22 protein-coding genes are annotated in these 25,737 nt (G+C 41.5%); 12 read left to right on the top strand and 10 right to left on the bottom strand.

The genetic code is table 11. The features are described 5' to 3' along the window. Window positions 1-26: 26 nt before the first annotated feature. The 3 genes from GTU69_RS12310 to GTU69_RS12300 form a co-directional block, all read right to left on the bottom strand. Entirely contained in the window at window positions 27-476 is a 450-nt protein-coding gene (locus tag GTU69_RS12310) for a VOC family protein (protein WP_166170871.1), read from the bottom strand. Window positions 477-670: 194 nt separating this feature from the next. After that, entirely contained in the window at window positions 671-1,846 is a 1,176-nt protein-coding gene (locus GTU69_RS12305) for a thiolase family protein (protein WP_166170869.1), read from the bottom strand. 116 nt (window positions 1,847-1,962) lie between these two features. Next, window positions 1,963-2,484 carry a GspH/FimT family pseudopilin gene (locus GTU69_RS12300; RefSeq protein WP_166170867.1) on the bottom strand — a complete coding sequence of 174 codons (522 nt, stop codon included), beginning with the start codon at window positions 2,482-2,484 and terminating at the stop codon, window positions 1,963-1,965. 374 nt (window positions 2,485-2,858) lie between these two features. Here GTU69_RS12300 and omp38 point away from each other — a divergent pair, with 374 nt between their 5' ends. Further along, window positions 2,859-3,914, top strand: a complete 1,056-nt coding sequence (gene omp38, locus GTU69_RS12295) for an outer membrane protein Omp38 (RefSeq protein ID WP_166170865.1) — start codon at window positions 2,859-2,861, stop codon at window positions 3,912-3,914. 144 nt (window positions 3,915-4,058) lie between these two features. Next, window positions 4,059-4,886 (top strand): alpha/beta hydrolase, encoded by an 828-nt coding sequence (locus tag GTU69_RS12290; RefSeq protein WP_166170863.1) that lies wholly within the window; start codon window positions 4,059-4,061, stop codon window positions 4,884-4,886. 56 nt (window positions 4,887-4,942) lie between these two features. Here GTU69_RS12290 and GTU69_RS12285 read toward each other — a convergent pair whose 3' ends face one another. The 3 genes from GTU69_RS12285 to GTU69_RS12275 form a co-directional block, all read right to left on the bottom strand. After that, window positions 4,943-6,403, bottom strand: coding sequence for an amino acid permease (locus GTU69_RS12285; protein WP_166170861.1), 1,461 nt, complete (start codon window positions 6,401-6,403; stop codon window positions 4,943-4,945). 9 nt (window positions 6,404-6,412) lie between these two features. Then, window positions 6,413-7,438, bottom strand: coding sequence for a methyltransferase (locus GTU69_RS12280; protein WP_166170859.1), 1,026 nt, complete (start codon window positions 7,436-7,438; stop codon window positions 6,413-6,415). 65 nt (window positions 7,439-7,503) lie between these two features. Continuing rightward, on the bottom strand, window positions 7,504-8,874 hold the full coding sequence (locus GTU69_RS12275; protein WP_086195686.1) for a uracil-xanthine permease family protein: 1,371 nt from the start codon (window positions 8,872-8,874) through the stop codon (window positions 7,504-7,506). Window positions 8,875-9,047: 173 nt separating this feature from the next. On the opposite strand from GTU69_RS12275, the gene typA reads away from it, so the two are divergent. Further along, window positions 9,048-10,883, top strand: a complete 1,836-nt coding sequence (gene typA / locus GTU69_RS12270) for a translational GTPase TypA (protein ID WP_166170857.1) — start codon at window positions 9,048-9,050, stop codon at window positions 10,881-10,883. A 168-nt stretch (window positions 10,884-11,051) separates the two neighbouring features. Then, a complete protein-coding gene (gene mscL, locus GTU69_RS12265) occupies window positions 11,052-11,486 on the top strand; it encodes a large conductance mechanosensitive channel protein MscL (RefSeq protein ID WP_166170855.1) in 435 nt (144 codons plus the stop codon). A 142-nt stretch (window positions 11,487-11,628) separates the two neighbouring features. On the opposite strand, the gene GTU69_RS12260 is transcribed toward mscL, so the two are convergent. Beyond that, window positions 11,629-11,910, bottom strand: a complete 282-nt coding sequence (locus tag GTU69_RS12260; protein ID WP_166170853.1) for a peptidylprolyl isomerase — start codon at window positions 11,908-11,910, stop codon at window positions 11,629-11,631. Further along, entirely contained in the window at window positions 11,907-12,761 is an 855-nt protein-coding gene (gene mutM / locus GTU69_RS12255; RefSeq protein ID WP_166170851.1) for a bifunctional DNA-formamidopyrimidine glycosylase/DNA-(apurinic or apyrimidinic site) lyase, read from the bottom strand. Before mutM ends, GTU69_RS12260 begins: the two co-directional genes overlap by 4 nt. A 288-nt stretch (window positions 12,762-13,049) precedes the next feature. On the opposite strand from mutM, the gene GTU69_RS12250 reads away from it, so the two are divergent. The 3 genes from GTU69_RS12250 (at window position 13,050) to GTU69_RS12240 (ending at window position 17,304) form a co-directional block, all read left to right on the top strand. Further along, window positions 13,050-15,155, top strand: coding sequence for a TonB-dependent receptor (locus GTU69_RS12250; RefSeq protein WP_166170849.1), 2,106 nt, complete (start codon window positions 13,050-13,052; stop codon window positions 15,153-15,155). Window positions 15,156-15,168: 13 nt separating this feature from the next. Beyond that, window positions 15,169-16,278: an NADH:flavin oxidoreductase/NADH oxidase gene (locus GTU69_RS12245; protein WP_166170847.1), complete on the top strand. Its 1,110-nt coding sequence runs from the start codon at window positions 15,169-15,171 to the stop codon at window positions 16,276-16,278. Between the two features lie 99 nt (window positions 16,279-16,377). Continuing rightward, on the top strand, window positions 16,378-17,304 hold the full coding sequence (locus tag GTU69_RS12240; protein WP_166170845.1) for an AEC family transporter: 927 nt from the start codon (window positions 16,378-16,380) through the stop codon (window positions 17,302-17,304). An 86-nt stretch (window positions 17,305-17,390) separates the two neighbouring features. On the opposite strand, the gene GTU69_RS12235 is transcribed toward GTU69_RS12240, so the two are convergent. Continuing rightward, window positions 17,391-18,203 carry a tetratricopeptide repeat protein gene (locus GTU69_RS12235; RefSeq protein WP_166170843.1) on the bottom strand — a complete coding sequence of 271 codons (813 nt, stop codon included), beginning with the start codon at window positions 18,201-18,203 and terminating at the stop codon, window positions 17,391-17,393. A gap of 354 nt (window positions 18,204-18,557) precedes the next feature. Between GTU69_RS12235 and GTU69_RS12230 the strand changes: the two genes are divergently transcribed. Beyond that, window positions 18,558-18,803 (top strand): hypothetical protein, encoded by a 246-nt coding sequence (locus GTU69_RS12230; RefSeq protein ID WP_166170841.1) that lies wholly within the window; start codon window positions 18,558-18,560, stop codon window positions 18,801-18,803. A 107-nt stretch (window positions 18,804-18,910) separates the two neighbouring features. Here GTU69_RS12230 and GTU69_RS12225 read toward each other — a convergent pair whose 3' ends face one another. Further along, on the bottom strand, window positions 18,911-19,636 hold the full coding sequence (locus GTU69_RS12225) for a folate-binding Fe/S cluster repair protein (protein WP_166170839.1): 726 nt from the start codon (window positions 19,634-19,636) through the stop codon (window positions 18,911-18,913). 727 nt (window positions 19,637-20,363) lie between these two features. On the opposite strand from GTU69_RS12225, the gene acnD reads away from it, so the two are divergent. From acnD to GTU69_RS12205, 4 genes are all read left to right on the top strand, one after another. Next, on the top strand, window positions 20,364-22,982 hold the full coding sequence (acnD, locus tag GTU69_RS12220) for a Fe/S-dependent 2-methylisocitrate dehydratase AcnD (RefSeq protein WP_166170837.1): 2,619 nt from the start codon (window positions 20,364-20,366) through the stop codon (window positions 22,980-22,982). Window positions 22,983-23,145: 163 nt separating this feature from the next. Continuing rightward, window positions 23,146-24,636, top strand: a complete 1,491-nt coding sequence (locus tag GTU69_RS12215) for a caspase family protein (RefSeq protein WP_166170835.1) — start codon at window positions 23,146-23,148, stop codon at window positions 24,634-24,636. Between the two features lie 157 nt (window positions 24,637-24,793). Continuing rightward, complete coding sequence (locus GTU69_RS12210; RefSeq protein WP_086197667.1) at window positions 24,794-24,937, top strand: hypothetical protein; 144 nt, start codon at window positions 24,794-24,796, stop codon at window positions 24,935-24,937. 149 nt (window positions 24,938-25,086) lie between these two features. Beyond that, window positions 25,087-25,686, top strand: coding sequence for a hypothetical protein (locus GTU69_RS12205; RefSeq protein WP_166170833.1), 600 nt, complete (start codon window positions 25,087-25,089; stop codon window positions 25,684-25,686). Window positions 25,687-25,737 lie beyond the last annotated feature (51 nt).

Here is a 25,737-nt window from a genome sequence, read left to right as displayed (position 1 = left end):
ATGGAGGCTTTTTTGATTTGGAATATTTACATGGCTTCAAGCTGACAGTTGACCATCCATTTAATCCCGAACTGATCGGTAAATGCCCCATAGAGTGCACCCCAAAATGTCTTTTCTAAAGGCATTTCTATTTGTCCATTGACAGATAAAGCATCAAATAAGCGTTTTGCTTCTGCCTGCTCATGGGCATTCAGATTAATTGAAATATAGTGATTATTCCCTGGCGTGAAAACGGTATTGTTTTGCGCACAGAATTGATCATTGGTGTCAGATCCCATCAGTTCTGTAAATTCGTTAATGGGAAGTGAGATATGCAGGATTTTATTTTTATCCGCTTCTGATAGCGTGACACCTTCTTCAGCTAGCATTTCACCATAACGGGTCAGATTGGAAAATTCGCCTCCAAAAACTGATTTATAAAAGTTAAAGGCTGCTTCAGCCTGACCTTGGAAATTGAGGTAATGATTCAGTTGCATGAAAAGCCTTTGTTGTTGTTTTAATGGTTCTAATCTAGCAGGCTTAAGCTTAAATTTAGATGATGAAAATATAAAAAAGTGTAAGCATAAAAAATCCCTCAAAAGATGGATTTTGTTCTCTCTCCCTAAGGGGAGAGAGTTAGAGAGAGGGGGAATTACCTGACTCCCTCTTTAATAAAGGCAGACTTCAAAAATTAAAGCAGTTCAATCGCTACAGCAGTCGCTTCACCACCACCAATACACAGGGTAGCAATCCCTTTTTTACCACCAGTACGTTTTAAAGCATGAATGAGCGTCAAGATAATACGAGAACCGGTAGAGCCAACTGGATGACCAAGGGCGCAAGCACCACCGTTAATGTTGACTTTAGCTGGATCAAGTTTGAAGTTATCCATCGGACACATAGTCACCATAGCAAAAGCTTCGTTAATCTCCCAAAGATCGACGTCTTGTGCATCCCACCCAGTTTTATTTAAAACTTTCTGAATGGCGCCGACTGGAGCAATGGTAAATTCTGAAGGGTGCTGTGAATTTGAAGCATAGGCCACAATCTTAGCCAATGGTTTTAAGCCTTTTGCTATTGCATTGTCACTTGAGGTGAGTACAAGGGCAGAGGCACCATCGGAAATCGAGCTGGCATTTGCTGCAGTAATGGTGCCGTCTTTGGCAAATGCAGGGCGAAGTGTTGGAATTTTGGCAATATTGGCATTAAAAGGCTGTTCGTCTTTATCAACCACGACATCGCCTTTACGGGTAGATATGGTTACAGGCACGATTTCATCGGCAAAATAACCTTCGTTCACGGCTTTTTGTGCACGTTCTAAAGAGCGAATCGCAAAGTCATCCATTTGTTCGCGGGTGTAGCCACGGGTATTTGCCATGTCTTGTGCAAAAGAACCCATTAAACGGCCTGTTTCTGCATCTTCAAGACCATCCAAGAACATATGGTCTTTAATTTCACCATGACCCATGCGCAAACCACCACGTGCCTTAGGCAATACATAAGGTGCATTAGTCATGGATTCCATACCGCCTGCAACTACAATTTCAGCAGAGCCGGCTTTAATCATGTCAGCCGCTTGCATCACGGCTTTCATGCCAGAACCACACAGCTTATTGATGGTGACTGCGCCAGTTGAATCGGGCAGCCCGGCTTGACGCATTGCCTGACGGGCTGGTCCTTGCTTTAAGCCAGCAGGCAACACGCAGCCCATAATGACTTCTTCGACATCGGTTGCTTGTAATCCAGCACGTGCAATCGCTTCTTTGATACATGCTGCTCCAAGTTCTGGGGCTGTTACACTGGCCAAGCTACCTTGGAAGCCGCCCATTGCAGTACGTGCCCCATTTACGATTACGATGTCTGTCATTGTTCTTTCTCCAAGATTGATTTTTTTAGGGAATTACTTTCCAAGCTTAAGCAGTATATTGAAAAATGAGCTGGAATAAACAAAGATTGTAGGATGTCTTTAGACTGATAAGTTTTTTAGCAGCTCGATAGGTTTTCTATCCGCATATGTCCCATCGCACTCAGAACCAGCTTCCGGTGATGATCAGAAACCATTGAACAATAATAAAAACTACCATTTGAACCTATAGGCAGGCCATTTTCAGCTTGAAAAGTTAAACTGGGAACACTCAAAGTTCCTCTCCAGTCTAAGTGCCCATATTTTAAATCGGTAGATTCTGTATAGATAATTTTTTCACCTGTATCAATTTGTCTATTTTTATTACTGTCGAGAAAAACAAGTAAACCAGCAGTCCATTGGCTTGTTTGACAATTCACTTTATTTTGACTTGGACATAACACTACATTGCTATGATAGAGCGTAGCTTGAGATTTAGCGAATTGAATCGTTGAAATCAGTTTATTAGTGGTGGCGTTGACTTCCTGTTTGGCTTTCATGTCTTGAAAATAAGGTAAAGCGATTGTTGCCAGAATTGCAAAAATAGCCAAAGTAACGATGAGTTCAACTAATGTGAAGCCATTTTTTTGTTGAAAAAGCATTGAAAGTAATCCTGTAATATATTTTTTTTAATTATGTATGTTATTAATGTTTTGTTTTTTAATTGTTTTTTTGCAGGTAATATTTATTTCTCAACTTTATAAGAAAGCTGTTAAAATAATTTGCAAGTGACAATAAGCTATTCATCAGAATAAATTGAGTAAAAAATTACCGAATTACAACGGAAATTGTAAGTAATTTTGTCAATAATTTACTTGATTAAAATTATCAAGCACTTGGAAAAAAAATAAAGTGTTTGTATGATTCAAAGTGAATAGCTTAAGAATAAGACTGGGGTATAAAAAAGCCTATCTCAGAATAGCCAAATTCTAGGCTTGAGCTTGAACAACAATTGTTATCTCTGGAGGATAAATCCATGAAAATGAGTCGTATTGCTTTAGCAATGCTCGTTGCTGCACCTTTAGCTGCTGCAAACGCTGGCGTAACTGTTACTCCATTAATGGTCGGTTATACATGGCAAGATACTCAACACAACAATGGCGCAGATCATTTAACTGATGGTCCTGAGCTTCAAGACGATTTATTCGTTGGTGCAGCACTTGGTGTTGAATTAACGCCTTGGTTAGGTTTTGAAGCTGAATATAACCAAGTGAAAGGTGATGTAGAAGGTCTTAATGTACCTGCTGGTGCAGAGTATAAACAAACTCAAATCAATGGTAACTTCTATGCGACTTCTGATTTGATCACTAAAAACTATGACAGCAAAATCAAACCTTATGTATTGTTAGGTGCTGGTCATTACAAATATAAAGCTGCAGGTTCAATTGCAGATGGTGAGTCTGAAGAAGGTACTTTGGGTAATGCTGGTCTAGGTGCTTTCTGGCGCTTAAACGATGCTTTATCTCTACGTACTGAAGCTCGTGCTACTTATAATATCGACGAAGATTTCTGGAACTATACAGCTTTAGCGGGTCTTAACGTAGTTCTTGGTGGTCACTTGAAACCTGCTGCTCCTGTAGTAGAAGTTGCTCCAGTTGAGCCTGTAGCTCCAGTTCAACCTGCTCCACAAGAGTTGACTGAAGACCTTAACATGGAACTTCGTGTGTTCTTTGATACCAACAAATCAAACATCAAAGACCAATACAAACCAGAAATCGCTAAAGTTGCTGAGAAGTTAGTTGAATATCCAAACGCTACTGCTCGCATCGAAGGTCACACAGATAACACCGGTCCACGTGCATTGAACGAACGTTTATCTTTAGCTCGTGCTAACTCTGTTAAATCTTCACTTGTAAATGAATACAATGTAGATCCAGCTCGTTTGTCTACTCAAGGTTTCGCTTGGGATCAACCGATTGCTGACAACAACACTAAAGAAGGCCGTGCTATGAACCGTCGTGTATTCGCGACTATTTCTGGTAGCCGTACTGTTGTTGCAGAACCTGCTCAACAAGCTCCTGCAGCTCAATAATAAATTATTGAACTGAGTTAAAAAAGCAGCCGTAAGGCTGCTTTTTTTGTGTGTGCTACATAAGCATAACTTGTTTAATACACAGTTTCATTTTGATCTTGTTCTAATAAACATCCATATAGACAATAAAAAGAGGGTGAAAAAATGACGCAGATGTTAACGACAACAGATGGAACCTCGATTTATTATAAGGACTGGGGAGAGGGACCGGTTGTGGTCTTTTCCCATGGATGGCCTTTATCTAGTGATGCTTTTGAAGACCAGATGTTATTTCTTGCAGAACATGGCTATCGGGTGATTGCATTTGATCGACGTGGTCATGGACGCTCGAGTCAGCCTTGGGCTGGACATAACATTGATCAATATGCGCAAGATATGCATCAACTCATTGAGCATCTTGGATTAACCGAGTTCGCTTTAGTCGGACATTCTACTGGTGGGGCAGTCGTGACCCGTTATACGGCAAAATATGGTCAGCATAAAGTCACTAAACTTGCACTTATTGCAGCCGTAACTCCACTCATGATTAAACGAGATGATTATCCAGACGGTGTAGATTCGGACGTGTTTGATGAGATGCGCGCAAATTTATTGGCCAATAGAGCTGATTTTTATCTGGATTTTGCTAAAGCATTTTATGGATATGGCAAGCTGTTAAATAAAACTTCGGAAGGGGTAATACAAAATTTCTGGCGTATTGCAATGCAGGGTTCAATCAAGGCGCATTATGATTGTATCCATGCATTTTCAGAAACCGATTTACGTGACGATTTAACCCAGATTACAGTACCGACCTTGGTGCTTTATGGAACAGCAGATGACATTGTTCCGCCAGGAATTTGCAGCCAGCAGACCGTTAAACTATTAAAACAGGCTGTGGAAGAGCAAATTAAGGGAGCACCGCACGGGTTGTGTACCACTCATAAAAATGAAGTCAGTTTTGCCTTGAAGGAATTTCTGTCACATCATTGATATAAGTTAAATAAAAAAAACAGCCTTTAGGCTGTTTTTTTATTTAAATACCCAATTTAGTCCTGATCAGGATTCATCGGTTTAACATCCATATCTTGATAAGAAACCAACTTGGTTTTGTTTTTCCATTTATAACCCAGCCAGATTGCTAGAAATAATGGAATACTGATATAGGTGGACAATACACCGAGCCAATCACCCGTAATAAAGGCTTGATAGTTCTGTCCAAGTACGACAATCGTACAAAGAATAAAGGCAAACCAAGGGGCAAATGGGAAAAACTTGGCTTTATACGCTAAATCTTCCAGTTTATAACCTTGTGCCAAATAACCTTTACGGAAACGGTAGTGTGAAATGGCAATACCCAACCATACGATGAATCCGCACATTCCCGACATATTCAGCAACCAGTTAAACACTTGTTGTTCCCCAATAAAAGTGGTGAGAAAGCAAAGTGCGGCAATTGCTGTGGTGGCATACAGTGCATTCATGGGTACACCACGCGAATCCAGTTTACCAAAGATTTTTGGTGCACTGCCTTTGCGTGCCATGTCAAACAGCATACGGGTAGATGAATACATGCCTGAGTTACCTGCGGACAGGATCGCAGTTAAGATTACGGCATTCATTAAACCTGCGGCGAAAGCAAAACCGACTTTTTCATACAATAAGGTAAAAGGTGAAAGGGTAATGTTTTCACTTGCTGCCGCTTGTAACAGGCGTGGATCATCATAAGCCACTAGTGTACCAATGATGAAAATACACACTACATAGAACAATAAAATACGCCAGAAAATTTGCTTGATGGCTACTGGAATGGTCTTTTTAGGATCTTTCGATTCACCCGCAGCCACACCCACCATCTCTGTGCCCTGGAAGGAGAATCCGGCAATCATGGCGACACCAATCATGGCCTGCAAACCACCAACAAAAGGTGCATCCCCTTTGGTCCAGTTGGCAAAGGTCACCATATTCGGTGTCAGCATGATTTTTGCAATCATGGCAATACCAATAATAATAAAGACAACGATGGCAATGACTTTAACCAGGGAGAACAAAAACTCACTTTCACCAAAGCCTTTTACAGAGAGTGAGTTAATTGCAAAAATCATGCTCAGAAAAATAGCACTCCAGTAGAATCCGGGAATATCAGGAAACCAGAATTTCATAATAAACTGGACAGCAACCAGTTCAAAAGCAACCGTAATGGCCCAGTTGTACCAATAGTTCCAGCCCAAAGCAAAGCCAAAACCGCCTTCTACATATTTTGTACCGTAGGTAAAGAAAGCACCTGAGGTCGGGTTATGGGTCGCAAGCTCGCCCAGACTGGTCATCAGGAAATAAATCATGATTCCAATCAGGCAGTAAGCCAATAAAGCACCGCCCGGACCTGCATTGGCAATGGTTGCACCAGAAGCCAGGAATAAGCCTGTGCCGATAGAACCACCAATGGCGATCATATTCAAATGACGTGCACCCAGCTTACGCTGTAAATGTGCAGATTGAGTTTCGCTCATCGTTGTTCCTTAAGATTTCTTTTCGGTGCTAGTGAACAGCACTTTAAAGCCTTGTTGATCGGCTTTGGTTGTACATTTGCCAAAGCTTTGTTCAATGAGTAATGGATAATTTAAAAAGCGGTTTGCCACAATCCAGAGTTCACCACCAGATTTCAAATGACGGCGTGAAGTTTTGCACAAGCTTTCACTGGCATCATAATTGGTCTGAATACCTTGATGGAAAGGCGGATTGCTGACGATGGCATGCAAGAAAAGAGGCGCATCTTCAATACCCGTCACAGCAGTAATTTCCAGCTGTTCGGGAGAAAGGTCATTTTTTTCAAAAGTCATGCGGGTAGAGGCCAATGCAAAAGCATCAACATCCAGCGCAAAAATGCGGTTTTTAGGATTCAGTTTGGCCAGATAAGCACTGATAATACCGGCACCACAGCCAAAGTCGGCAATTTTACCTGAAGTGACCTGTGATAAAAACGGTAAGAATACTGCTGTGCCGACATCTAAACGATTTTGGCTGAATACGCCGGGCAGGGCACAAATAGTGAGATCACCTTTTGGTGTTGCTACCGTATATTCTTGGGCCCAATTTGCCAAAGTTTTTTCTTTAACCGTCGATTCAATCTTGAGTTGCCAGAGCTGGCAATGACGTGCACTGTCCAGTTTAAAGGCTTTACCATAAGGCTGTAGCTGTTTGGCTGCGCGTTCAACGCCGCCTTTTTTCTCACCTACCAGGAAGATGGAAGCCCCTAAACCTAGACGGCTGACGACATTATGGAGTACATAATTTAACAGTTCTTTGGACTTCGGTACAAAGATAATGGCTTGGTCAAAACTGCCTTCAGGAAGCTCTACGCCAAAATGTACAGCGGCCTGTTGTGACTGAAAATATTGAAATTCATTATAATTCCATGTCCACAAACAAGGGCTGATGTCTTTCTCTAGATTGGAAAGTAAATCATCAGTCGGTGCATTGACTAAAAGCACACGTCCAGAAAGGTATTCATGCTGTCGAATGACAACTTCACTTCTTGGATCCATTTTTTATCTCGCCATTGAAAAACTCTGCCCAGACAATGCTGGGCAGAGTTGATGCTGAAATGAAATTATTGCTTCGATTCAGGAAGAATAATATTTAAAAGCAATGCTGCAATACCACCAGTCGCCACACCGGAACTGAAGATGTTACGGAATAACTCAGGAAGATGTTCCAAAATTTGTGGGACTTGTGCAACACCCAAACCGAGTGCCAGTGAAATGGCAATAATTAACAGGGCACGACGGTCAAGATGAATCCCTGACAGGATATTAATACCAGAAGCCGCCACAGCACCAAACATCACCATGACTGCACCGCCAAGCACGGCTTGAGGAACTGCTTGAATCACGCCAGCAACCGCAGGTAACAAGCCTAAAATTACCAGTAATGCTGCAATCCAGATGCCGACATAACGGCTTGCAACACCAGTAAGCTGAATGACGCCATTATTTTGTGCGAACACCGAACTTGGGAAAGTATTGAATAAGCCGGCGAGCAGAGAGTTGGCACCATTCACCAGCACACCGCCTTTAATACGTTCCATCCATACTGGACCATCGACTGGCTGATTCGAAATCTTTGAAGTTGCGGTAATGTCACCAATCGCTTCTAAAGATGTGACTAGATAAATAAAGGCCATTGGAATAAACAAGCTCCAAGAGAAGCTTAAACCAAAATGCATCGGTGTTGGAATCTGAACCATTGGCGCATCTTTCATGCCTGAAAAATCAAGATGGCCCATAAAGCCGGCAAGAGCATAACCAATAATCAGGGCAATCAGAATGGCGGAGCTTTTGATCCAGGTAATACGGACACGGTTCAGGACAATAATAATCGCCAGTACCGTACAGGACATAATCAGGTTATCGGCGTTGGCAAAGGTTTTATCGCCCATGGCCTGATAACCGCCCCCCATACTGATTAAACCTTCCTTAATTAAGGTCAAACCAATCAGCAGGACGACAATACCTGTAACAAGGGGAGTGATCAGTTGTTTTACCCAAGGTAAAATACGTGATACACCCATTTCAATAAATGAGCCGGCAATTACTACACCAAAAATAGAAGCCATCACTGCTTCAACAGGGGTACCTGCCGCGACCATGGCTGAACCAATGCCGATAATCGGACCAATAAAGTTAAAACTGGTGCCTTGTACAATTAAAAGACCCGCGCCCAAAGGGCCAACCTTTTTACATTGTAAAAAGGTTGCTATCCCGGAGATTACCAAAGACATGGAAAGAATCATGTTGGTGTCTTCTTTTGAAACGCCTAAAGCAAGACAGATCAAAAGACCAGGGGTGACAATCGGGACAATAATCGCAAGTAAATGTTGCAGGGCAGCGAGAAAAGCGATAAATGGTTTGGGGCGATCGTTTAATCCGTAGACCAAATCAAGACGATCTTGTTGTTTGGGAGAGTTTTGTAAATCAGACATGTAAGAAAGGTACAACAGCAATTTGGCGTTATTCTAATCGAGTTACAGGAGTTTACAAACCAAAAAAAGGACGAAAAGTCAAAAAAACTTGTAACTGTCAATAAACTGTCACTACTAAAAGTTTAGTTTTTTCTGTATAATTTGCCCTCAAATTTAATACGTATCGAATTTACATGTCAGATATTAAAACTCTCCGCAACATTGCCATTATTGCGCACGTTGACCACGGTAAAACAACTCTTGTAGACAAACTTTTACAACAATCAGGTGCACTCGGTGAACGAGCGGGCGAGATTGAGCGTGTCATGGATTCAGGCGCTATTGAAAGTGAACGTGGTATTACCATTCTTGCAAAAAACACTGCAATCAAATGGTTAGATGAACGTACTAATACTGAATACCGCATTAACATCGTGGACACCCCGGGGCACGCCGACTTCGGTGGTGAAGTAGAACGTGTATTGTCGATGGTAGACTGTGTATTGCTACTTGTGGATGCACAAGAAGGTCCAATGCCACAAACACGCTTCGTAACACAAAAAGCCTTTGCACGTGGTTTGAAACCAATCGTGATTATCAACAAAGTCGACAAGCCAAGTGCACGTTGTGACTGGGTGATCGATCAAGTTTTTGATCTGTTTGATAATCTTGGTGGTACTGACGAACAGTTAGACTTCCCGATCGTTTATGCTTCAGGTCTTCGTGGTGTTGCTGGTCCTTCTCCAGAAGAACTTGCTGAAGATATGACACCGTTGTTCCAAACAATCGTTGACATCGTTGAGCCACCAGCAGTTGATGTTGATGGTCCATTCCAAATGCAGATTTCTTCACTTGACTATAACAGCTTCGTTGGTGTGATCGGTGTTGGTCGTATCCAGCGCGGTTCAGTGAAATTAAATACGCAAGTGACTGTGATTGATAAAGATGGTAAGACGCGTAACGGCCGTATCTTAAAAATCATGGGTTACCATGGTCTAGATCGTGTTGACGTTGAAGAAGCTTCTGCAGGCGATATCGTTTGTGTAACGGGTATTGATGCACTCAACATTTCTGACACAATCTGTGATCCGAAAGCTGTTGAAGCTTTACCGCCATTGTCTGTAGATGAACCTACCGTATCGATGACGTTCCAGGTCAACAACTCACCGTTTGCTGGTAAAGAAGGTAAATTCGTGACTTCACGTAACATCCGTGAACGTCTAGATCGCGAATTGATCCATAACGTAGCACTTCGTGTTGAAGATACTGACAGTCCAGACCGTTTTAAAGTGTCTGGCCGTGGTGAACTTCACCTTTCAGTTTTGATCGAAAACATGCGTCGTGAAGGCTTCGAGATGGGTGTATCTCGTCCGCAAGTAATCTTGAAAGAAATCGACGGCCAAATGCAAGAGCCGTACGAAAACGTAACTTTTGACGTTGAAGAACAGCATCAAGGTGCTGTAATGGAACAAATGGGTCACCGTAAAGGCGAGATGACCAATATGGAAGTTGACGGTAAAGGCCGTATCCGTATTGAAGCAACTGTTCCTTCACGTGGCTTGATCGGTTTCCGTTCTGAATTCTTGACCATGACTTCTGGTACAGGGATCATGACATCAAGCTTCTCGCACTACGGTCCAATGAAACAAGGTACTGTTGCTAAACGTCAAAACGGTGTGTTGATTTCTATGGTTCAAGGTACTTGCCTGGGCTATGCATTGTTCACACTGCAAGACCGTGGCCGTCTATTTGCTAAACCACAGTTGGAAGTTTATGAAGGAATGATCGTGGGTATTAACTCTCGTTCAGACGACATGGTGGTTAACCCGACTAAAGCGAAACAGCTCACTAACGTACGTGCATCAGGTACTGATGATGCCTTAACACTTGTACCTAATATTGAATACACGCTTGAACAGGCGCTTGAATTCATCGAAGACGACGAGTTGGTTGAAGTAACACCGAAATCAATTCGTATCCGTAAACGTTACTTGACTGAAAACGAACGTAAGCGTAACCGCGGTAAATAATTTTTCTGTTTAGCAGATATAAAAAACCGCTAACTAAGGTTAGCGGTTTTTTTGTGAGCATAAGTTACAAAATGAAACTGCTCTGTGAGCAAAAATTGCTAAAGTACCCCTAACAACAGATTAATTATCATCCTATAAAAACACTGAAAATGGTCTCAGGAGTCAAGTATGAGTATTGTTCAAGAATTTAAAGAGTTTGCCATCAAGGGCAACATGATGGATTTGGCTATCGGGGTTATCATTGGTGGGGCATTCGGTAAAATTGTCGACTCATTGGTGAAAGATATCATCATGCCCATCATTACCCTGATTACAGGTGGAGGCGTTGATTTTACCCAGAAATTTATCGTCCTCGGGGATAATCCGGAGAATCTGCAATCTTTGGATGCATTGACCAAAGCCGGAATTAACGTGCTGACCTATGGTAATTTCCTCACGATTTTAATTAACTTTATCATTTTGGCTTGGGTGGTGTTCCTGATGGTAAAAATGTTAAACCGTATGCGCCGTACAAAAGAGGAAGTGCCGGCAGCACCTGCCCCAACACCGGAAGATATTCAGTTACTGCGTGAAATCCGTGATGAATTGAAGAAAAAGGTTTAAGGATTTTCTGCTTGAAAAAACGGTGCTGAATGTACCGTTTTTTATTCCTTATTTATTCCCTCTCCTTTTAGGAGAGGGCTAGGTAGAGGTTTACCTCCATCCCAGCCTTCCTCCTAAAAGGAGGAAGGAGCAACAAAGATTACTAATCCATCCGAAACTTGATTTCCAGCAAATGCCAGCCAAACTGGCTTTTGATTGGGCCATGCAATTCACGCTCAGGCAAGCTAAACACGGCTTTATCAATCGAACCGACTAACTGACCTTTTTTAATATCACCCAGTTCACCGCCTTTTTTGCCCGAAGGGCAGGTGGAATGCTGTTTGGCAATTTTGGCAAAATCAGCCCCATCCTTAATTTTCTTTTTCAGCTGTTCAGCAAGCACTTTATCCTTAACCAGGATATGTCGAACGATGGCAGATTTCATGCTTGGCTTCCTTTAATGGCTTTCTGGTGGGCTATTTTAACTTTTTTTAGGGGCTGACACTCTGGACAAAATACCGATGCACGCTGTCCGAGTTTTAAATTTTCCAACGTGGTTTCACAGTTCACACACATTTCACCGGCACGACCATAAGCCAGCAGGGTTTGCTGGAAATAGCCGTTTTCACCCATGGCATTGGTATAGTCACGCAAGGTCGAGCCGCCGAGATCAATCGCCTGTTTTAAAATACGTTTAATTTCTATAACTAACTGTTCAATTTGCTGAAAACTCAGGCTAGAAGCCGGTTGAGCAGGATGAATCCCTACATTAAATAAACTTTCCGTGGCATAAATATTGCCCACTCCCACCACTATGTGGTTATCCATAATCGCCACTTTCGCTGCTACATTTTTCTTTTTAAATTTTTCAAACAGATATTCAGCATTAAATGCTTCACTCAAAGGCTCAGGCCCTAATGTATCAATCAGCTTGCTTTGCGAGTCTTGATCGAGCCATAAAATACAGCCGAAACGGCGCGGGTCATGATAACGCAGTTCAATATCTTCAAATTGAATGATTAGATGATCGTGTTTGCGCAGTTCATCTGTTGCTGTACATAATCTGAAACTGCCCGACATGCCCAAATGCCACAGCATACTGTCTTGTTCAAACTCTGCCAAAATATATTTGGAACGGCGGGTGAGTTTCAGCAATTTTTGCCCCATCAACTTTTGTATATTTTCAGGAATAGGCCAACGTAAGCTCGGCTGACGGACTTCTACCTTTAAGACGGTTTGATCCAACAGTGGCAAGAGACTGGTTTTGGTGGTTTCAACTTCAGGTAATTCAGGCATGGGATCAAATGTATCAAGAAAACTTTGTGCTTAATATTGGACTGCTAAGAGGAGATTGCAAGGGAATCTCAAAAAATCTATATGCTTGTTGCAATTCGTTAATCGATGTAATTGACTGATTCTAGCAGTCATTTTGATTCGCCGATTACTTAATTCTTCGCCTCAATCTAAATGCTTCATCTTAATCTGAAAGGGTCATTAACTTTGGTACTACAAATAAACTTAAACGCTATGCAGGTAGTTCGTTTAAGCTTTCAAGCAGTATTTTAATAAGAGATAGAGCAAGCTATGCCAGGTAAATATTACGAGATTCTCTTCCCTAAGACTTTGCTTTACCTGACAGCATGCCTCTGCCAGCATCTTTATGCTGCCCCTGATTCTACTGACCCGGTTTTGCTTACTGTCATTAAAATAGAAGCGACACGTAGCGATACTGACTGGCTGCAAACACCTGCTTCAGTATATCGAATTGAACAAAATAAGCATACGAATCATCTGGGTGTAAATCTTTCTGAAAGCTTGAAAGGAGTTCCCGGGCTACAGTTGAATAACCGTGAAAATTATGCCCAGGATTTACAGATTTCCATGCGTGGCTTTGGTGCACGTTCAACTTTTGGTGTGCGTGGTATCCGTTTATATGTCGATGGTATTCCTGCGAGCATGCCGGATGGGCAGGGCCAGACCTCAAATATTGATTTAAGTAGTCTGGATCATATTGAAGTACTGGGTGGGCCATTTTCTACACTTTATGGCAATTCCTCTGGCGGTACAATTTTAACCACAACCAAACAGGGGGAAGGCAAAGATTCCATTGAATTGGGCTATTCGGCTGGCAGTCAGCATAAAAGCCGTGCCAATGTGGTATTGCAAGGTGGTGCAGATCGGGCCGGTGAGCCGAGTTATGTGCTCAGTTCCTCTTATTTTGATACTGATGGCTACCGTGACCACAGTGCTGCGCATAAAGTACTGAGTAATGCCAAACTGACCAGGGATCTGGATGACGGCTCTAAACTGAACTGGATTATGAATCAGGTTGATATAAATGCCGATGATCCGCAAGGTTTGACCCGCCAGCAGTGGCAAGCCAATCCCAAACAGGTCAATGATGCGAACAATATCTATGACGTGCGCAAGGAAATTAATCAAACCCAGACAGGTCTGACCTGGTCTAAACCGATTAATGATCAGCATGAACTGTATGCTATGGCTTATCTGGGACATCGTGAAGTGACCCAGTATCAGTCGATTCCTTCGGCACCGCAAATAAACCCACGCCATGCCGGCGGTGTGATTGATTTCAGCCGTGATTATTACGGTACTGATATTCGCTGGATTGGCAAGAATCTTTTACCCAATACGCGTCTGACCGCAGGTCTGGCCTTTGATTATATGGATGAAGACCGCCAGGGTTATGAAAACTTTGATGCCAATGGGCAATTTGGCGTAAAAGGGAATCTACGTCGTGATGAACAGAATTTTTTATGGAATTTAGATCCATATCTTCAAGCCTCGTGGGATTTTTTACCAGGCTGGAATTTGGATACGGGGCTGCGTTATAGCAATGTACATTACCAGTCCAACGATCACTATATTGTCACAGGCAACGGCGATGATAGCGGCAAGACTGACTATGATCAGGTGTTACCTTCAGTAGCTTTAAGCTGGGAGATTCAGCCTGATCTAAATGCGTATGTGAGTTATGCCAAAGGTTTCGAAACACCGACCTTTACCGAAATGGCCTATTCTGCAAATGATGGCATGAATTTCAATTTAAAGCCCGCCAGTAGTAATAATTATGAGCTGGGTGTGAAAGCACAAAATATGTGGGGCAATTTCACGGCTGCAGTCTTCCAAAGCAAAACACAAAACGATATTGTTTCTGCAGGAACAGTGGATGGCCGTGCGACCTATAAGAATGCGGATAAAACGCTGCGTGAAGGACTAGAACTGTCCTGGAACAAAAATCTATGGCGTGATTTAACTGCTCAGGCCAGCTACAGCTATATTGATGCTACATTTGATGCAGCGATTCCGGACAGTACGGTGCAGAAAGGCAACAAGATTCCAGGTATCTCTAAAAATCAGGCTTTTGCCTCTTTAGGCTGGCAGCCGGAAACCGGCTTTAATGCGGGTGTTGATGTCCGCTATATGGATCAGGTTTATGTAGATGATGCAAATAGCGATGCCGCATCAAGTTATAGCATCGTTTCAGCCAATGCTGGTTATGTCTGGAAACAGGCCGACTGGAAAGTTCGGACTTTTGCGCGAGTCGATAATCTGTTTGATAAAGACTATGTCGGTTCAGTGATTGTAAATGAGGGTAATGGACGATTCTTTGAACCCGCGGATGGTTTGAACTGGAGTGCGGGATTAAGTTTGAGCAAGGTATTCTAACAGGGGGCTAAGCGTGGTGTTATTATTTAAACCAATTCAATTTGGTTCGTTAAAACTGGGCAATAAAATTGTAATTGCTCCAATGTGTCAGTATTCGGCAACTGAACAAGGTGAAGTGACGTATTGGCATGAGCAGCAATGGGCCAATTATGCTTTGTCTGGTGCCGGTTTATGTATTGTTGAAGCCACCGCAGTGCAAGCGGAAGGGCGGATCAGTTATGCCGATTTGGGACTGTGGAATGATACACAGCGTGATCAGATTAAGGCATTACTGACAAAAATAAAGACACTTTCGCCTATGCCGTTTGCTGTGCAATTGGCACACGCAGGGCGTAAAGCCTCAACCGATAAACCTTGGAATGGAAGAGGTCAATTTAAGCCGGCAGAGACTCATGGTTGGCAAACAGTTTCTGCCAGTGACATTCCTTTTAATCCAGCCGATCATGCACCGCATGCGCTGAGTAAAGATGAAATCCAGCAAGTGATTCAAGACTTTGCTGATGCTGCCAAGCGTGCCGTGGATGCCGGTTTTGACTTAATTGAAGTGCATGCAGCACATGGTTATTTGCTGCATCAATTTATGTCACCATTATCGAATCAGCGTCAGGACGAATATGGCGGCAGTTTCGAGAACCGCATTCGCTTAACGCTGCAAGTTTTTCAGGCCATGAAAAATGCGGTACCAGAAGGCTACCCTATAGGCGTGCGTATTTCTGCAACAGACTGGATGGAGGGGCAGGCCAGCTGGGATGTCGAATCTTCGGTCGGTTTGGCCAAAGCTTTAGAGCAATTGGGGGCGGTATATATCCATGTGTCGAGTGGTGGCTTGCATATCGATCAGAATATTCATCTGGAAGCCAATTATCAGGTTCCATTTGCTCATGCCATTAAGCAGGTGGTCAGCATTCCCGTGATTGCTGTGGGTTTAATTACTGAAGCCATGCAGGCCGAAGGAATTTTGCATTATCAGCAAGCTGACGCAATTGCTTTAGCTCGTGCTATGCTGTATGACCCGCGCTGGCCATGGCATGCTGCCGCAGAGTTGGGTGAAAATATTCAAATCGCACCGCAATATTTGCGCTGTCAGCCGCGTGGATTAAAAGCGTTGTTTAGCGCTTTTTAATACTTCATCCCGATATTTCGCTTGAATGTTTTAATGCTCAGACTCTAAAGAGTCGGAGTCTGGGCAAGTAATTTTATTTATTGAAAGGACAAATTCCATATGGTCTTTACGGTCATCGTACCGATCTTTTTTTTATTAGCTTTAGGTTATTTTTCGGTAAAGTTTCAGCTTTTAACAAAAGAACAAGTCAATGCTGTTGGGGCCTTTGTCATTAAAATTGCGCTACCTGCTTTATTTTTCCAATCCTTGGCCGCAAAAGATTTGCATGAAATCTGGTATCCAGAATACTTTCTTGTCTATAGCGGTGTGACTTTTATTTTATATGCTGCGGCATTTTTTATTGTTTCACATTACTTTAAAAATGACCGTTCACAGTCTTCAGTTTTGTCGCTGGGTGCGGCCATGTCGAATACTGGGCTCATTGGTACGGCGGTATTGTCCTTGCTGCTGGGACAAAAGGCGATGACCTATACCTCTTTGGTGGTAATCATTGAAAGTGTGCTGCTTATTCCGGCAGTGCTGATTCTGGCGGAACTGGGAAACTCACAAAAGGCCAGTTTTGCCCAAATCCTCCAGAGCACGGTGGTTACTTTATTGAAAAATCCCTTGTTTATGGGCGTCATGCTGGGGATAGCCTGCGCCATCTTTCAGATTCATATTCCTAAACAGCTGGATCAGGTCTTGGCCCTGCTTGGACAAACTGCATCGCCTTTAGCCTTATTCTCGATTGGTGGCGGGATTGTGGGATTGACGCTGAAATATGTGAATCTGCAAAGCTTTTATCTGGTGATTTCCAGTAACCTGATCATGCCTTTGCTGATGTTCCTGGGTTTGAATTATTTAACCAATGTGAGTCAGGAAATGGTCTATGCTGGAACGCTTATTGCCGCTTTGCCGATGCCGACCATTTTTGCCATGTTAGGTCAAGCGTATGGTTTAAATGAAAAAACTTTAACTCCTTTATTGATGAGTACCATTTTAGGATTCATTGTGGTGAGTGTGTTAATTAGTGTCTGGTGGGCTTAAAATTTTACGGTCAGCATGAATAGCAACAAAATAATAGGCATAAAAAAAGCCCCCGGAATTGAGGCTTTTAATCATCTCTGTAGTGATTAGCTTTTCTTTTCAGCAGTAGCTTTAGGTGGGTTTTTGGCCTGTTCGGCAATCATTTTATCCACCACAGCTAAAGATTGTTTGGCTTGCGGGATATTTTCTTTGGCTAAAGCCTCAAAAATTTTTTTCGCTTCAGGCAGGTTTTGCGGAACGATTTTACCGTTGGCAAACATGTTACCTACAGCCATTAAAGCGGGAATATAGCCTTTTTGTGCCAGATCCTGAATGCTTTTTAAGCCTTGCTTAATTGGCGCTTCGTTTTTGTTTTTAAAACCCTGACTGATGTCATATAACGCTTTGGCATGAATGGCCTGATAATTGCCTTTTTTGATCAGCGGATCTAATTTTTGTAAAGCCAGTTTATCTGATGCTGCTGTACCTTCAGAAAACAGTAATACGGCCAAATCTACGCTGGCATCATCAAAACCTTGCTTGGATGCTTTTTCTAAATACTGTTTGGCTTTTTTAGTATCTTGGGGCAGACCTAAAGTACCGGTCATGTAGTTTTTACCTAGGACATAGTTGGCTACCGGATAGCCTTTGTTTGCAGACTCTTGATACAGCTGGATGGCTTTTTTCTCATCTTTGGTGGTGCCCTGACCGGTTTGAGTCAGGTAGGCCAAATTATAAAGTGCCTGTGCATTTCCTGTTTTTGCTAGTTTATCCAGCTCCTGATAAGCGCCTTTCATATCGTTGGCTTTGACCAGTGTTTCTACTTTGGCAAATGCAGGATCAACAGAAGTGGTTGTCATTTCAGCCATCGCGAAACTTGAAGACAAAGCGATCAGGCTGGCAAGTATAATTCTTTTCATATTTTTAAAAAACCTTTTATAAACATAATCTTAATTCCATTTATGTGCTTAAAAATGAATATGGAACCCTTCCTTTAACATCATAAGTTTATTTATGTGAATGTAAATACATGAGGGGTGCATTACCATAATATTTCATAGATATTTACATAATTGCTACTGGCTCGATTTTGGGTAGAAAATCTTAAAGCAAGCTTAAGTAGGGTGAGGGCTTTGTAGATGAATTGTTTTGTGCTTAAAATTTAAAACCATCAAGCACAAGGATCAGAGAAAAATACGCAGCAGCGAAACGGCACTTTGTTTTTCAGCCAATCTTTGTTTAAATCGCGGCTGAATTAATGTGTGAGTAGATAAATGTTCATTAAAGCCATTAAACGCGCCTATGATCGGGTCAATCTGGACAGTAATATTCCTGAAGAAGAAAAAATGGATGCTTTGCTGATGAAACTGGGGGCTGAATATTTGGTCAGTAAAAATGACCGTGTCTATATTTTTAAAAAAGGTGAGCTTGAAGCAAAATTTGATGCCAAGCATGCGCGTGATTATTCATTTAAAGAATATGTCTGCAAAGACATGAACAAGCTGTTTCATGGTTTTTAATCCGGAAATGTGATCGGTTTAGTATCCCTTCACATGCATAAAAGCCTCCAAAGATGGAGGCTCAGTGCAGCAGATATCCAAAGCTTAAATATCTAAAGTTTCAATATTTACTGTGGACGTGCTACATCACCATTTAAGGCTTCAGGCAAATCTAGAACTTGTAATCCCAGCTCTTCAAGCGCAGCAGGTTTTGCCACGACCAGGGCTTTATAACCGCCATCCACAGTAATGCTGTTGACCACTTCAACATCATTGTTTAACTGGGTTGCAGCAGCAGGAGCATCACCGCTACCTTGCACCAAATGCAGCCAGTGTTTCGGTTTGGCCTTGAACCAGAGACGTGCAATAATTTCCTGCCCCAAATAACAGCCCTTGTCATAATGTACGCCTTCACGCTGATGCAAACGTAGTTCTTGCGGTTGGAATTCTTGTGCCGTTGTCGCTTCAATCCAGGCCTGACCGGCTTCAATCGCTTGAAGTTGCCAAGCTGCGATATCGGTTTCAGTGCTAGAAAAATCGGTGCTATCGCCATTGAGCGTAGGGAAAACTTGGCCGACTTGTTCCAGTTTCATTTTCGAAAAAGCGCCAAACTTTTTAATGTGTTGGGCAAATTCTTCGGCCTGATCGTCAGTGACCACAATTTCAAAACTTTCCGGACTAATTTTTTTTAGCCATAAGCCAAACTGGATCCGTCCTTTTAAACTACAGATCGCGGTATAGCGAGTCAGGTTTTCGGCTAATGCCTCAGCATTTAAAGTCACTTGGCCCTGAAGGAATTTTTGTGCATCTACCCCATTTAAAGTGAATAGTGTAAAAGCAGGAGACGTTGACATGACTAGCCTCTGGATATATTTCACAAATCATTAGTTCAGATATTTTGCAGCATGTAGTGCAGATAGGCAAACAAAAAGCCCAGATTGCTATAGCTTTACTGAAATTCAGAAATATGCAGTTTTGTTTAAATGAATGCGGTTAAGCGACAAAATTATCAGCATTAAAATCGCTGCTCTAACATAAAAATGGCAACCAAAATTTTTTACTCGTGATCAATTTTTTGTAAGGTGAAGATCTTTTCTGACCTCATATTTGAAGGATTTAGAGTGATGAAATGATGCAAAAATCGGTATTACTCAATAAGCATGTTTAAAAAATAAGCATCGAAAGCAGTGCTAGATCCTCAGATTTTTAGCTTAACCTATTTTGTCGGTTTTAATGCCTGACAAGAGCGAATGCAATATAAAAAATATAAGTTTTACATTCACTTAAACGATTGGGATAAATATTACAGAACAAGATTGTTTGTTATTCGCTTAGGAACATCTAATACTAAAGAATGAGGCGTATTTCCCGCTATTTTTCCAAAAAAAGCATGATTAGAGCAAATATCTCAAAAATTATGTAACAATATGTTTCTAAAACACCTGTTTTTATACCTAAATATATGAAATATAAAAGATTTGGGAAATGGCTTTTCGGCGGTGTACTATGCCGTTGAACCGATTGTAACTCGCAACAACAATTACGTAGTAAAGAAAAAATGATTCAAGAGGCAGGTAAGCTATGAACAACAACTACCGCAAACCACTGCAAGGTACCCAGCTCGAATATTATGACGTACGCCAAGCCGTAGAAGATATTCAGCCAGGCGCATATGCAAAACTTCCTTATACCTCGAAAGTACTGGCCGAACAGCTGGTACGCCGTTGTGATCCTGCTATTCTGGAACAGTCTTTACGTCAGCTGATTGAACGTAAACAAGACCACGATTTCCCTTGGTATCCGGCACGTGTGGTGTGTCATGACATCCTGGGGCAAACGGCACTGGTTGACCTTGCAGGTTTGCGTGATGCCATTGCTGATCAGGGTGGTGACCCGTCTAAAGTCAACCCGGTTGTACCAACCCAGCTTATCGTGGACCATTCATTGGCTGTGGAATACGGTGGTTTTGACCCGGATGCCTTTGCCAAAAACCGTGCTGTAGAAGACCGTCGTAACGAAGACCGTTTCCACTTCATTGAATGGACCAAAACCGCATTTGAAAATGTCGATGTGATTCCGGCGGGCAACGGCATCATGCATCAGATTAACCTGGAAAAAATGTCTCCGGTGATTCAAAAGCGTGAAGGTGTGGCATTCCCTGATACCTGTGTCGGTACAGACTCGCATACGCCACATACTGATGCCTTGGGTGTTATTTCAGTGGGCGTGGGTGGTTTGGAAGCTGAAAACGTCATGCTCGGCCGTGCGTCTTGGATGCGTCTGCCGGACATCATTGGTGTAGAGCTGGTAGGTCAGCGCAAGCCGGGCATCACCGCAACCGATATCGTTTTGGCATTAACTGAATTCTTGCGTAAAGAACGTGTCGTGGGTGCGTATCTGGAATTCTTTGGTGAAGGTGCCGACAGCATGTCGGTGGGTGATCGCGCGACCATCTCTAACATGACGCCTGAATATGGCGCGACTGCGGCGATGTTCTATATTGACCAGAACACCATTGATTATCTGACTTTAACCGGTCGTGAAGCAGACCAGGTGAAACTGGTTGAACAATATGCCAAAGAAATTGGTCTTTGGGCTTCAGACATGAAACAGGCGGAATATCCACGCGTACTGCGTTTCGACCTATCGACTGTAACTCGTAACATTGCCGGACCATCGAACCCGCATGCACGTGTATCAACGGCTGACTTAAAAGAAAAAGGGATTGCAGGTAATTTAGAAGCCGCTCGCGCACAAGAAGCAGAAGGTTTAATGCCAGATGGCGCTGTGATTATCGCGGCGATTACTTCTTGTACCAATACCTCTAACCCGCGTAATACAGTGGCAGCCGGTTTATTGGCACGTAAGGCAAACGAGTTGGGTCTAACCCGTAAGCCTTGGGTGAAATCATCTTTTGCACCAGGTTCTAAAGCAGCAGCTTTATACCTTGAAGAAGCAGGCGTACTGCACGATCTGGAAAAACTGGGCTTTGGTATTGTCGCTTATGCATGTACGACTTGTAACGGTATGTCTGGCGCCTTAGATCCAAAAATTCAGCAAGAAATTATTGACCGTGACCTGTATGCAACTGCGGTACTTTCAGGTAACCGTAACTTCGATGGTCGTATTCATCCTTATGCGAAACAGGCATTCTTGGCATCTCCGCCACTTGTTGTGGCTTACGCAATTGCTGGTACGATTCGTTTTGATATCGAAAAAGATGCTTTAGGTACAGACAAAGCCGGTAACCCGATTTACCTCAAAGACATCTGGCCTTCGGATGAAGAAATTGATGCGCTGGTAAAAGTTGCGGTAAAACCTGAGCAATTTAAGAAAGTTTACATTCCAATGTTTGATTTGGGTGAGCGTGAAAAAGCCGCAAGCCCATTATATGACTGGCGTCCGCAAAGTACCTATATCCGCCGTCCGCCGTATTGGGAAGGGGCTTTGGCTGCACCGCGTACCTTGACAAATATGCGTCCGCTGGCGATCTTGCCGGATAACATCACCACCGACCATTTATCGCCATCAAATGCGATTATTATGGATTCGGCTGCGGGTGAATATCTGCATAAAATGGGCTTGCCTGAGGAAGACTTTAACTCCTATGCAACCCACCGTGGTGACCATTTAACTGCACAACGTGCGACTTTGGCCAACCCGAAACTGTTTAATGAAATGGTGGTGCGTGCTGACGGTACCATCAAGCAGGGTTCAAAAGCGCGTGTCGAGCCGGAAGGCGAAGTGATGCGTATGTGGGAAGCGATTGAAACTTACATGAATCGTAAGCAGCCGCTAATCATTATTGCCGGTAAAGACTATGGTCAGGGTTCTAGCCGTGACTGGGCTGCCAAAGGTGTGCGTTTGGCTGGTGTTGAAGCGATTGTTGCAGAAGGTTTTGAGCGTATTCACCGTACCAACCTAGTGGGTATGGGCGTGTTACCGCTGGAGTTTAAACAGGGTACTGACCGTAAAACGTTGAAGCTGGATGGTACAGAGCTGTATAGCGTAGCGGGTAATATTGCACCGCGTTCGACCTTGACTTTAGTGATTGAGCGTTCAACTGAGGATGGTAAAAACCAGATTGTTGAAGTGCCTGTAACGTGTCGTTTAGATACCGAAGAAGAAGTTTCTGTTTATGAGGCGGGCGGTGTATTGCAACGCTTTGCACAGGATTTCTTGGAAGGGAATGTGGCTTAACCATTTTTTGATTAGAAATAAAAAATCTCCCCTAGCCCCTCTTTGGAAAAGAGGGGAACTCCCTCCTTTTAAAAAGGAGGGTTGGGGAGGATTAATGATTAAAGTTATTGATATTGTTTAAAAAAGACCCTGCTGTTAAGTGGGGTTTTGATTTAGGATAATTATGAAAAATTTAGCAATTTTAATAGGTGTTGCTGATTATCAACATTTAAATAAACTTCATCCATGTTCAAGAGATATTGATTTAATATCATCAATTTTATCTACCTCATCAAAATATGAAGATATTTTGCTTTTAAATGATAGTCCTAAAAGTAACGAAGCTAAAGATAAAATATCTGAATTTATAAGAAAACATCAAGACTCCGAAATAAATGAAATGTTCATTTATTATACGGGGCACGGCGCACGTGCTAATAATGATTTTATCTACCTATTTTCAGATTATCATCCGCAACGTCAGGAACAAACTTCATTAAGAAATAGTGAATTTGATTCAATGATAAAATCAATGAAACCGACTTTAACGGTTAAAGTAGTTGATGCATGTCAAGCAGGAACAGAATACATAAAAGCAGACTCTGAATTACAGATGATTTTTGAAAAATCGTCTACAGAAAGTTTTAATAAAGCTTACTTTCTTTTTTCATCATCAAGTGCTGAGTATTCAACAGCATTACCTGATTTTAGTGTCTTTACAAAAAGTTTTGCAAAATCAATATTGAGTTTTGATGGTAAAAAAATTCGGTTTAGAGATGTAATGGCCTATATCTCAGATGATCAAAGTGTAAAAAAATATCAAACACCATTATTTATTCAGCAAGCAGATAATACTGAAATTTTCTTAGAGCTAACAGATGAATTAACTGATTTAATTTATAGCCAAATCGATATTTTTGAAAATCAAAATAGTGATAATAAGCTTTTAGAGGATAATGTTGATCAAATATCTGAAGCTAATAATGAAATATTATCTCCTGAGACATTATTAATTAATAAGATTAAAGAAAAATCAAAACATTTTTGTAATGAAGAGGAAGCGCAACAGGTAATTTCATCTTTTGGGGATAAAATTACAGAAACTTCATGGGGAACTTTTATAAATGCTGTGTATTCAATAGACCATAAATTTGAAAATGAAACTTTGAGGTTGAATTCTGCAAAAGATTTAGCAAAATGGATTTTTAAAAATGATGAAAATTATTTTACTGAAATAATCTATGCAGATGAACCATATGAGGTTCAGAAGAAAGTAGAATATGAAGAAAGTAGTGCATATGCATCAATATTTGGTAGAAAAAGAGTTGAGTATCAGCCTGTTACGCAATATAGGCAGGTAATTAATAGTTATAGATTAACAGCACCCTGTCCATTCCAAAGTATAATTTTTAGTTTAGACCCAAATGAAGAAATATTACCTTGGTTTAAAGTATATGTTACTTTGATTTTTTCTAAGTCTAAATTAACCTTATTCTATAAATATGAAATTCAAAAAGAGATTAATTGGAGTGTGAGATCTGTAGAAGAAGTAAATGAATGGAAAACTGTGCACTGCAATTTGAAAAATATAATTGAAGTAGAGAACTCAGCTAACTATATATTAGAAGATATTATTCAATTGATTACGCAAAATATCTACAACTTGATAGAGTGACGTATATTTTATAAGGTTATCTAAGTATAAAATTTGTAAATTTTTCTTATAAAGCCTTTGCCCAAACGCCATCATCAATTGTCGAAATGATCAATAGACAATCATCACGATAGGGGTATACTGAGTTCACCATTTCTAAAACCTATGGAGAACAAAAATGGTTACTGCTGGCTCTAAACCCGGAACAGGCTTCTATTTTTGTGTCAAATGCGGACACCGCACCTACTTAGAAATTGGTACTGATCGTCTACCACCGTGTACCAAATGCCTTGGCAATCAATTTAACAACAAAATTGCCTAAGCAGCACCTATCAAACAGTTATCCTCTGTTTTGAACAAAAGCCCTATTCATCCATAGGGCTTTTTTGTATCTATAGTAATATTTAAAAAATAAAGTTTATTATTTCAATGGTATATTGGTTTTCAATAATAATTTCATAGTCTGTAAGAATGATAAAAGATCTTGAACGAATTTTACAAATAGCTTTTAACAATGCAAAACAACAATGTAATTCAGAGGAAAGCTGTCAGCTTGAAATGATTGAACGCAAAAAACATAATGACCGAAGTAAACAATGGATTGCACATTTAGCTGCACAGTTATTACAGTTTACGAAAGAATCCAATAAGACAAATGATCCAGAATTTTGTGCTTTTTATCGCAACAATGCGAATCTTGAAGATCGCAAAATATTTGGTCTAAACGAATTTTTATTTGATATTGTAATCGCACAGATGATTGAATTCGAATCAGCGCATAAGAAAGCTAAATTTAAAGCTATCAGGAATGCAAAATGGCTTGTAGAAAGTGAATTTCAAACAGGTACATCTAGACCACTTCTATTAGGTATAAATAAGCTTGCGCTAGGAGCAGCTGAAAATAAGCTCTTCATTATGAGCAATAGTGATAAAAGCGTCATGAAGAGTTGGGTAACCGATACAATTAAAAAACTAATGGATGATGGAAAGGCAAACGTTTTTTTAGCTGTTGTGCCTCATCCTAGGGATTGGACAAATAAAGATATAATTGAAGTTGAGCAAATCGTTTAGTATTTTATATTGATCATCAATGAGTTAACAAAAGCCCTATTCATCCATAGG

Origin of the sequence: Acinetobacter sp. SA01 (assembly GCF_011319235.1) — a bacterium.
Classification (GTDB): domain Bacteria; phylum Pseudomonadota; class Gammaproteobacteria; order Pseudomonadales; family Moraxellaceae; genus Acinetobacter.
Note: the sequence above shows the minus strand (reverse complement) of the source record. Positions and strands in the feature narration are given on the sequence as shown.

What these genes read in the sequence shown, in the direction of transcription:
- GTU69_RS12310 (WP_166170871.1), bottom strand. Translation starts at nt 476, where the DNA reads ATGCAACTGAATCATTACCTCAATTTCCAAGGTCAGGCTGAAGCAGCC.
- GTU69_RS12305 (WP_166170869.1), bottom strand. Translation starts at nt 1,846, where the DNA reads ATGACAGACATCGTAATCGTAAATGGGGCACGTACTGCAATGGGCGGC.
- GTU69_RS12300 (WP_166170867.1), bottom strand. Translation starts at nt 2,484, where the DNA reads ATGCTTTTTCAACAAAAAAATGGCTTCACATTAGTTGAACTCATCGTT.
- omp38 (WP_166170865.1), top strand. Translation starts at nt 2,859, where the DNA reads ATGAAAATGAGTCGTATTGCTTTAGCAATGCTCGTTGCTGCACCTTTA.
- GTU69_RS12290 (WP_166170863.1), top strand. Translation starts at nt 4,059, where the DNA reads ATGACGCAGATGTTAACGACAACAGATGGAACCTCGATTTATTATAAG.
- GTU69_RS12285 (WP_166170861.1), bottom strand. Translation starts at nt 6,403, where the DNA reads ATGAGCGAAACTCAATCTGCACATTTACAGCGTAAGCTGGGTGCACGT.
- GTU69_RS12280 (WP_166170859.1), bottom strand. Translation starts at nt 7,438, where the DNA reads ATGGATCCAAGAAGTGAAGTTGTCATTCGACAGCATGAATACCTTTCT.
- GTU69_RS12275 (WP_086195686.1), bottom strand. Translation starts at nt 8,874, where the DNA reads ATGTCTGATTTACAAAACTCTCCCAAACAACAAGATCGTCTTGATTTG.
- typA (WP_166170857.1), top strand. Translation starts at nt 9,048, where the DNA reads ATGTCAGATATTAAAACTCTCCGCAACATTGCCATTATTGCGCACGTT.
- mscL (WP_166170855.1), top strand. Translation starts at nt 11,052, where the DNA reads ATGAGTATTGTTCAAGAATTTAAAGAGTTTGCCATCAAGGGCAACATG.
- GTU69_RS12260 (WP_166170853.1), bottom strand. Translation starts at nt 11,910, where the DNA reads ATGAAATCTGCCATCGTTCGACATATCCTGGTTAAGGATAAAGTGCTT.
- mutM (WP_166170851.1), bottom strand. Translation starts at nt 12,761, where the DNA reads ATGCCTGAATTACCTGAAGTTGAAACCACCAAAACCAGTCTCTTGCCA.
- GTU69_RS12250 (WP_166170849.1), top strand. Translation starts at nt 13,050, where the DNA reads ATGCCAGGTAAATATTACGAGATTCTCTTCCCTAAGACTTTGCTTTAC.
- GTU69_RS12240 (WP_166170845.1), top strand. Translation starts at nt 16,378, where the DNA reads ATGGTCTTTACGGTCATCGTACCGATCTTTTTTTTATTAGCTTTAGGT.
- GTU69_RS12235 (WP_166170843.1), bottom strand. Translation starts at nt 18,203, where the DNA reads ATGAAAAGAATTATACTTGCCAGCCTGATCGCTTTGTCTTCAAGTTTC.
- GTU69_RS12230 (WP_166170841.1), top strand. Translation starts at nt 18,558, where the DNA reads ATGTTCATTAAAGCCATTAAACGCGCCTATGATCGGGTCAATCTGGAC.
- GTU69_RS12225 (WP_166170839.1), bottom strand. Translation starts at nt 19,636, where the DNA reads ATGTCAACGTCTCCTGCTTTTACACTATTCACTTTAAATGGGGTAGAT.
- acnD (WP_166170837.1), top strand. Translation starts at nt 20,364, where the DNA reads ATGAACAACAACTACCGCAAACCACTGCAAGGTACCCAGCTCGAATAT.
- GTU69_RS12215 (WP_166170835.1), top strand. Translation starts at nt 23,146, where the DNA reads ATGAAAAATTTAGCAATTTTAATAGGTGTTGCTGATTATCAACATTTA.
- GTU69_RS12210 (WP_086197667.1), top strand. Translation starts at nt 24,794, where the DNA reads ATGGTTACTGCTGGCTCTAAACCCGGAACAGGCTTCTATTTTTGTGTC.
- GTU69_RS12205 (WP_166170833.1), top strand. Translation starts at nt 25,087, where the DNA reads ATGATAAAAGATCTTGAACGAATTTTACAAATAGCTTTTAACAATGCA.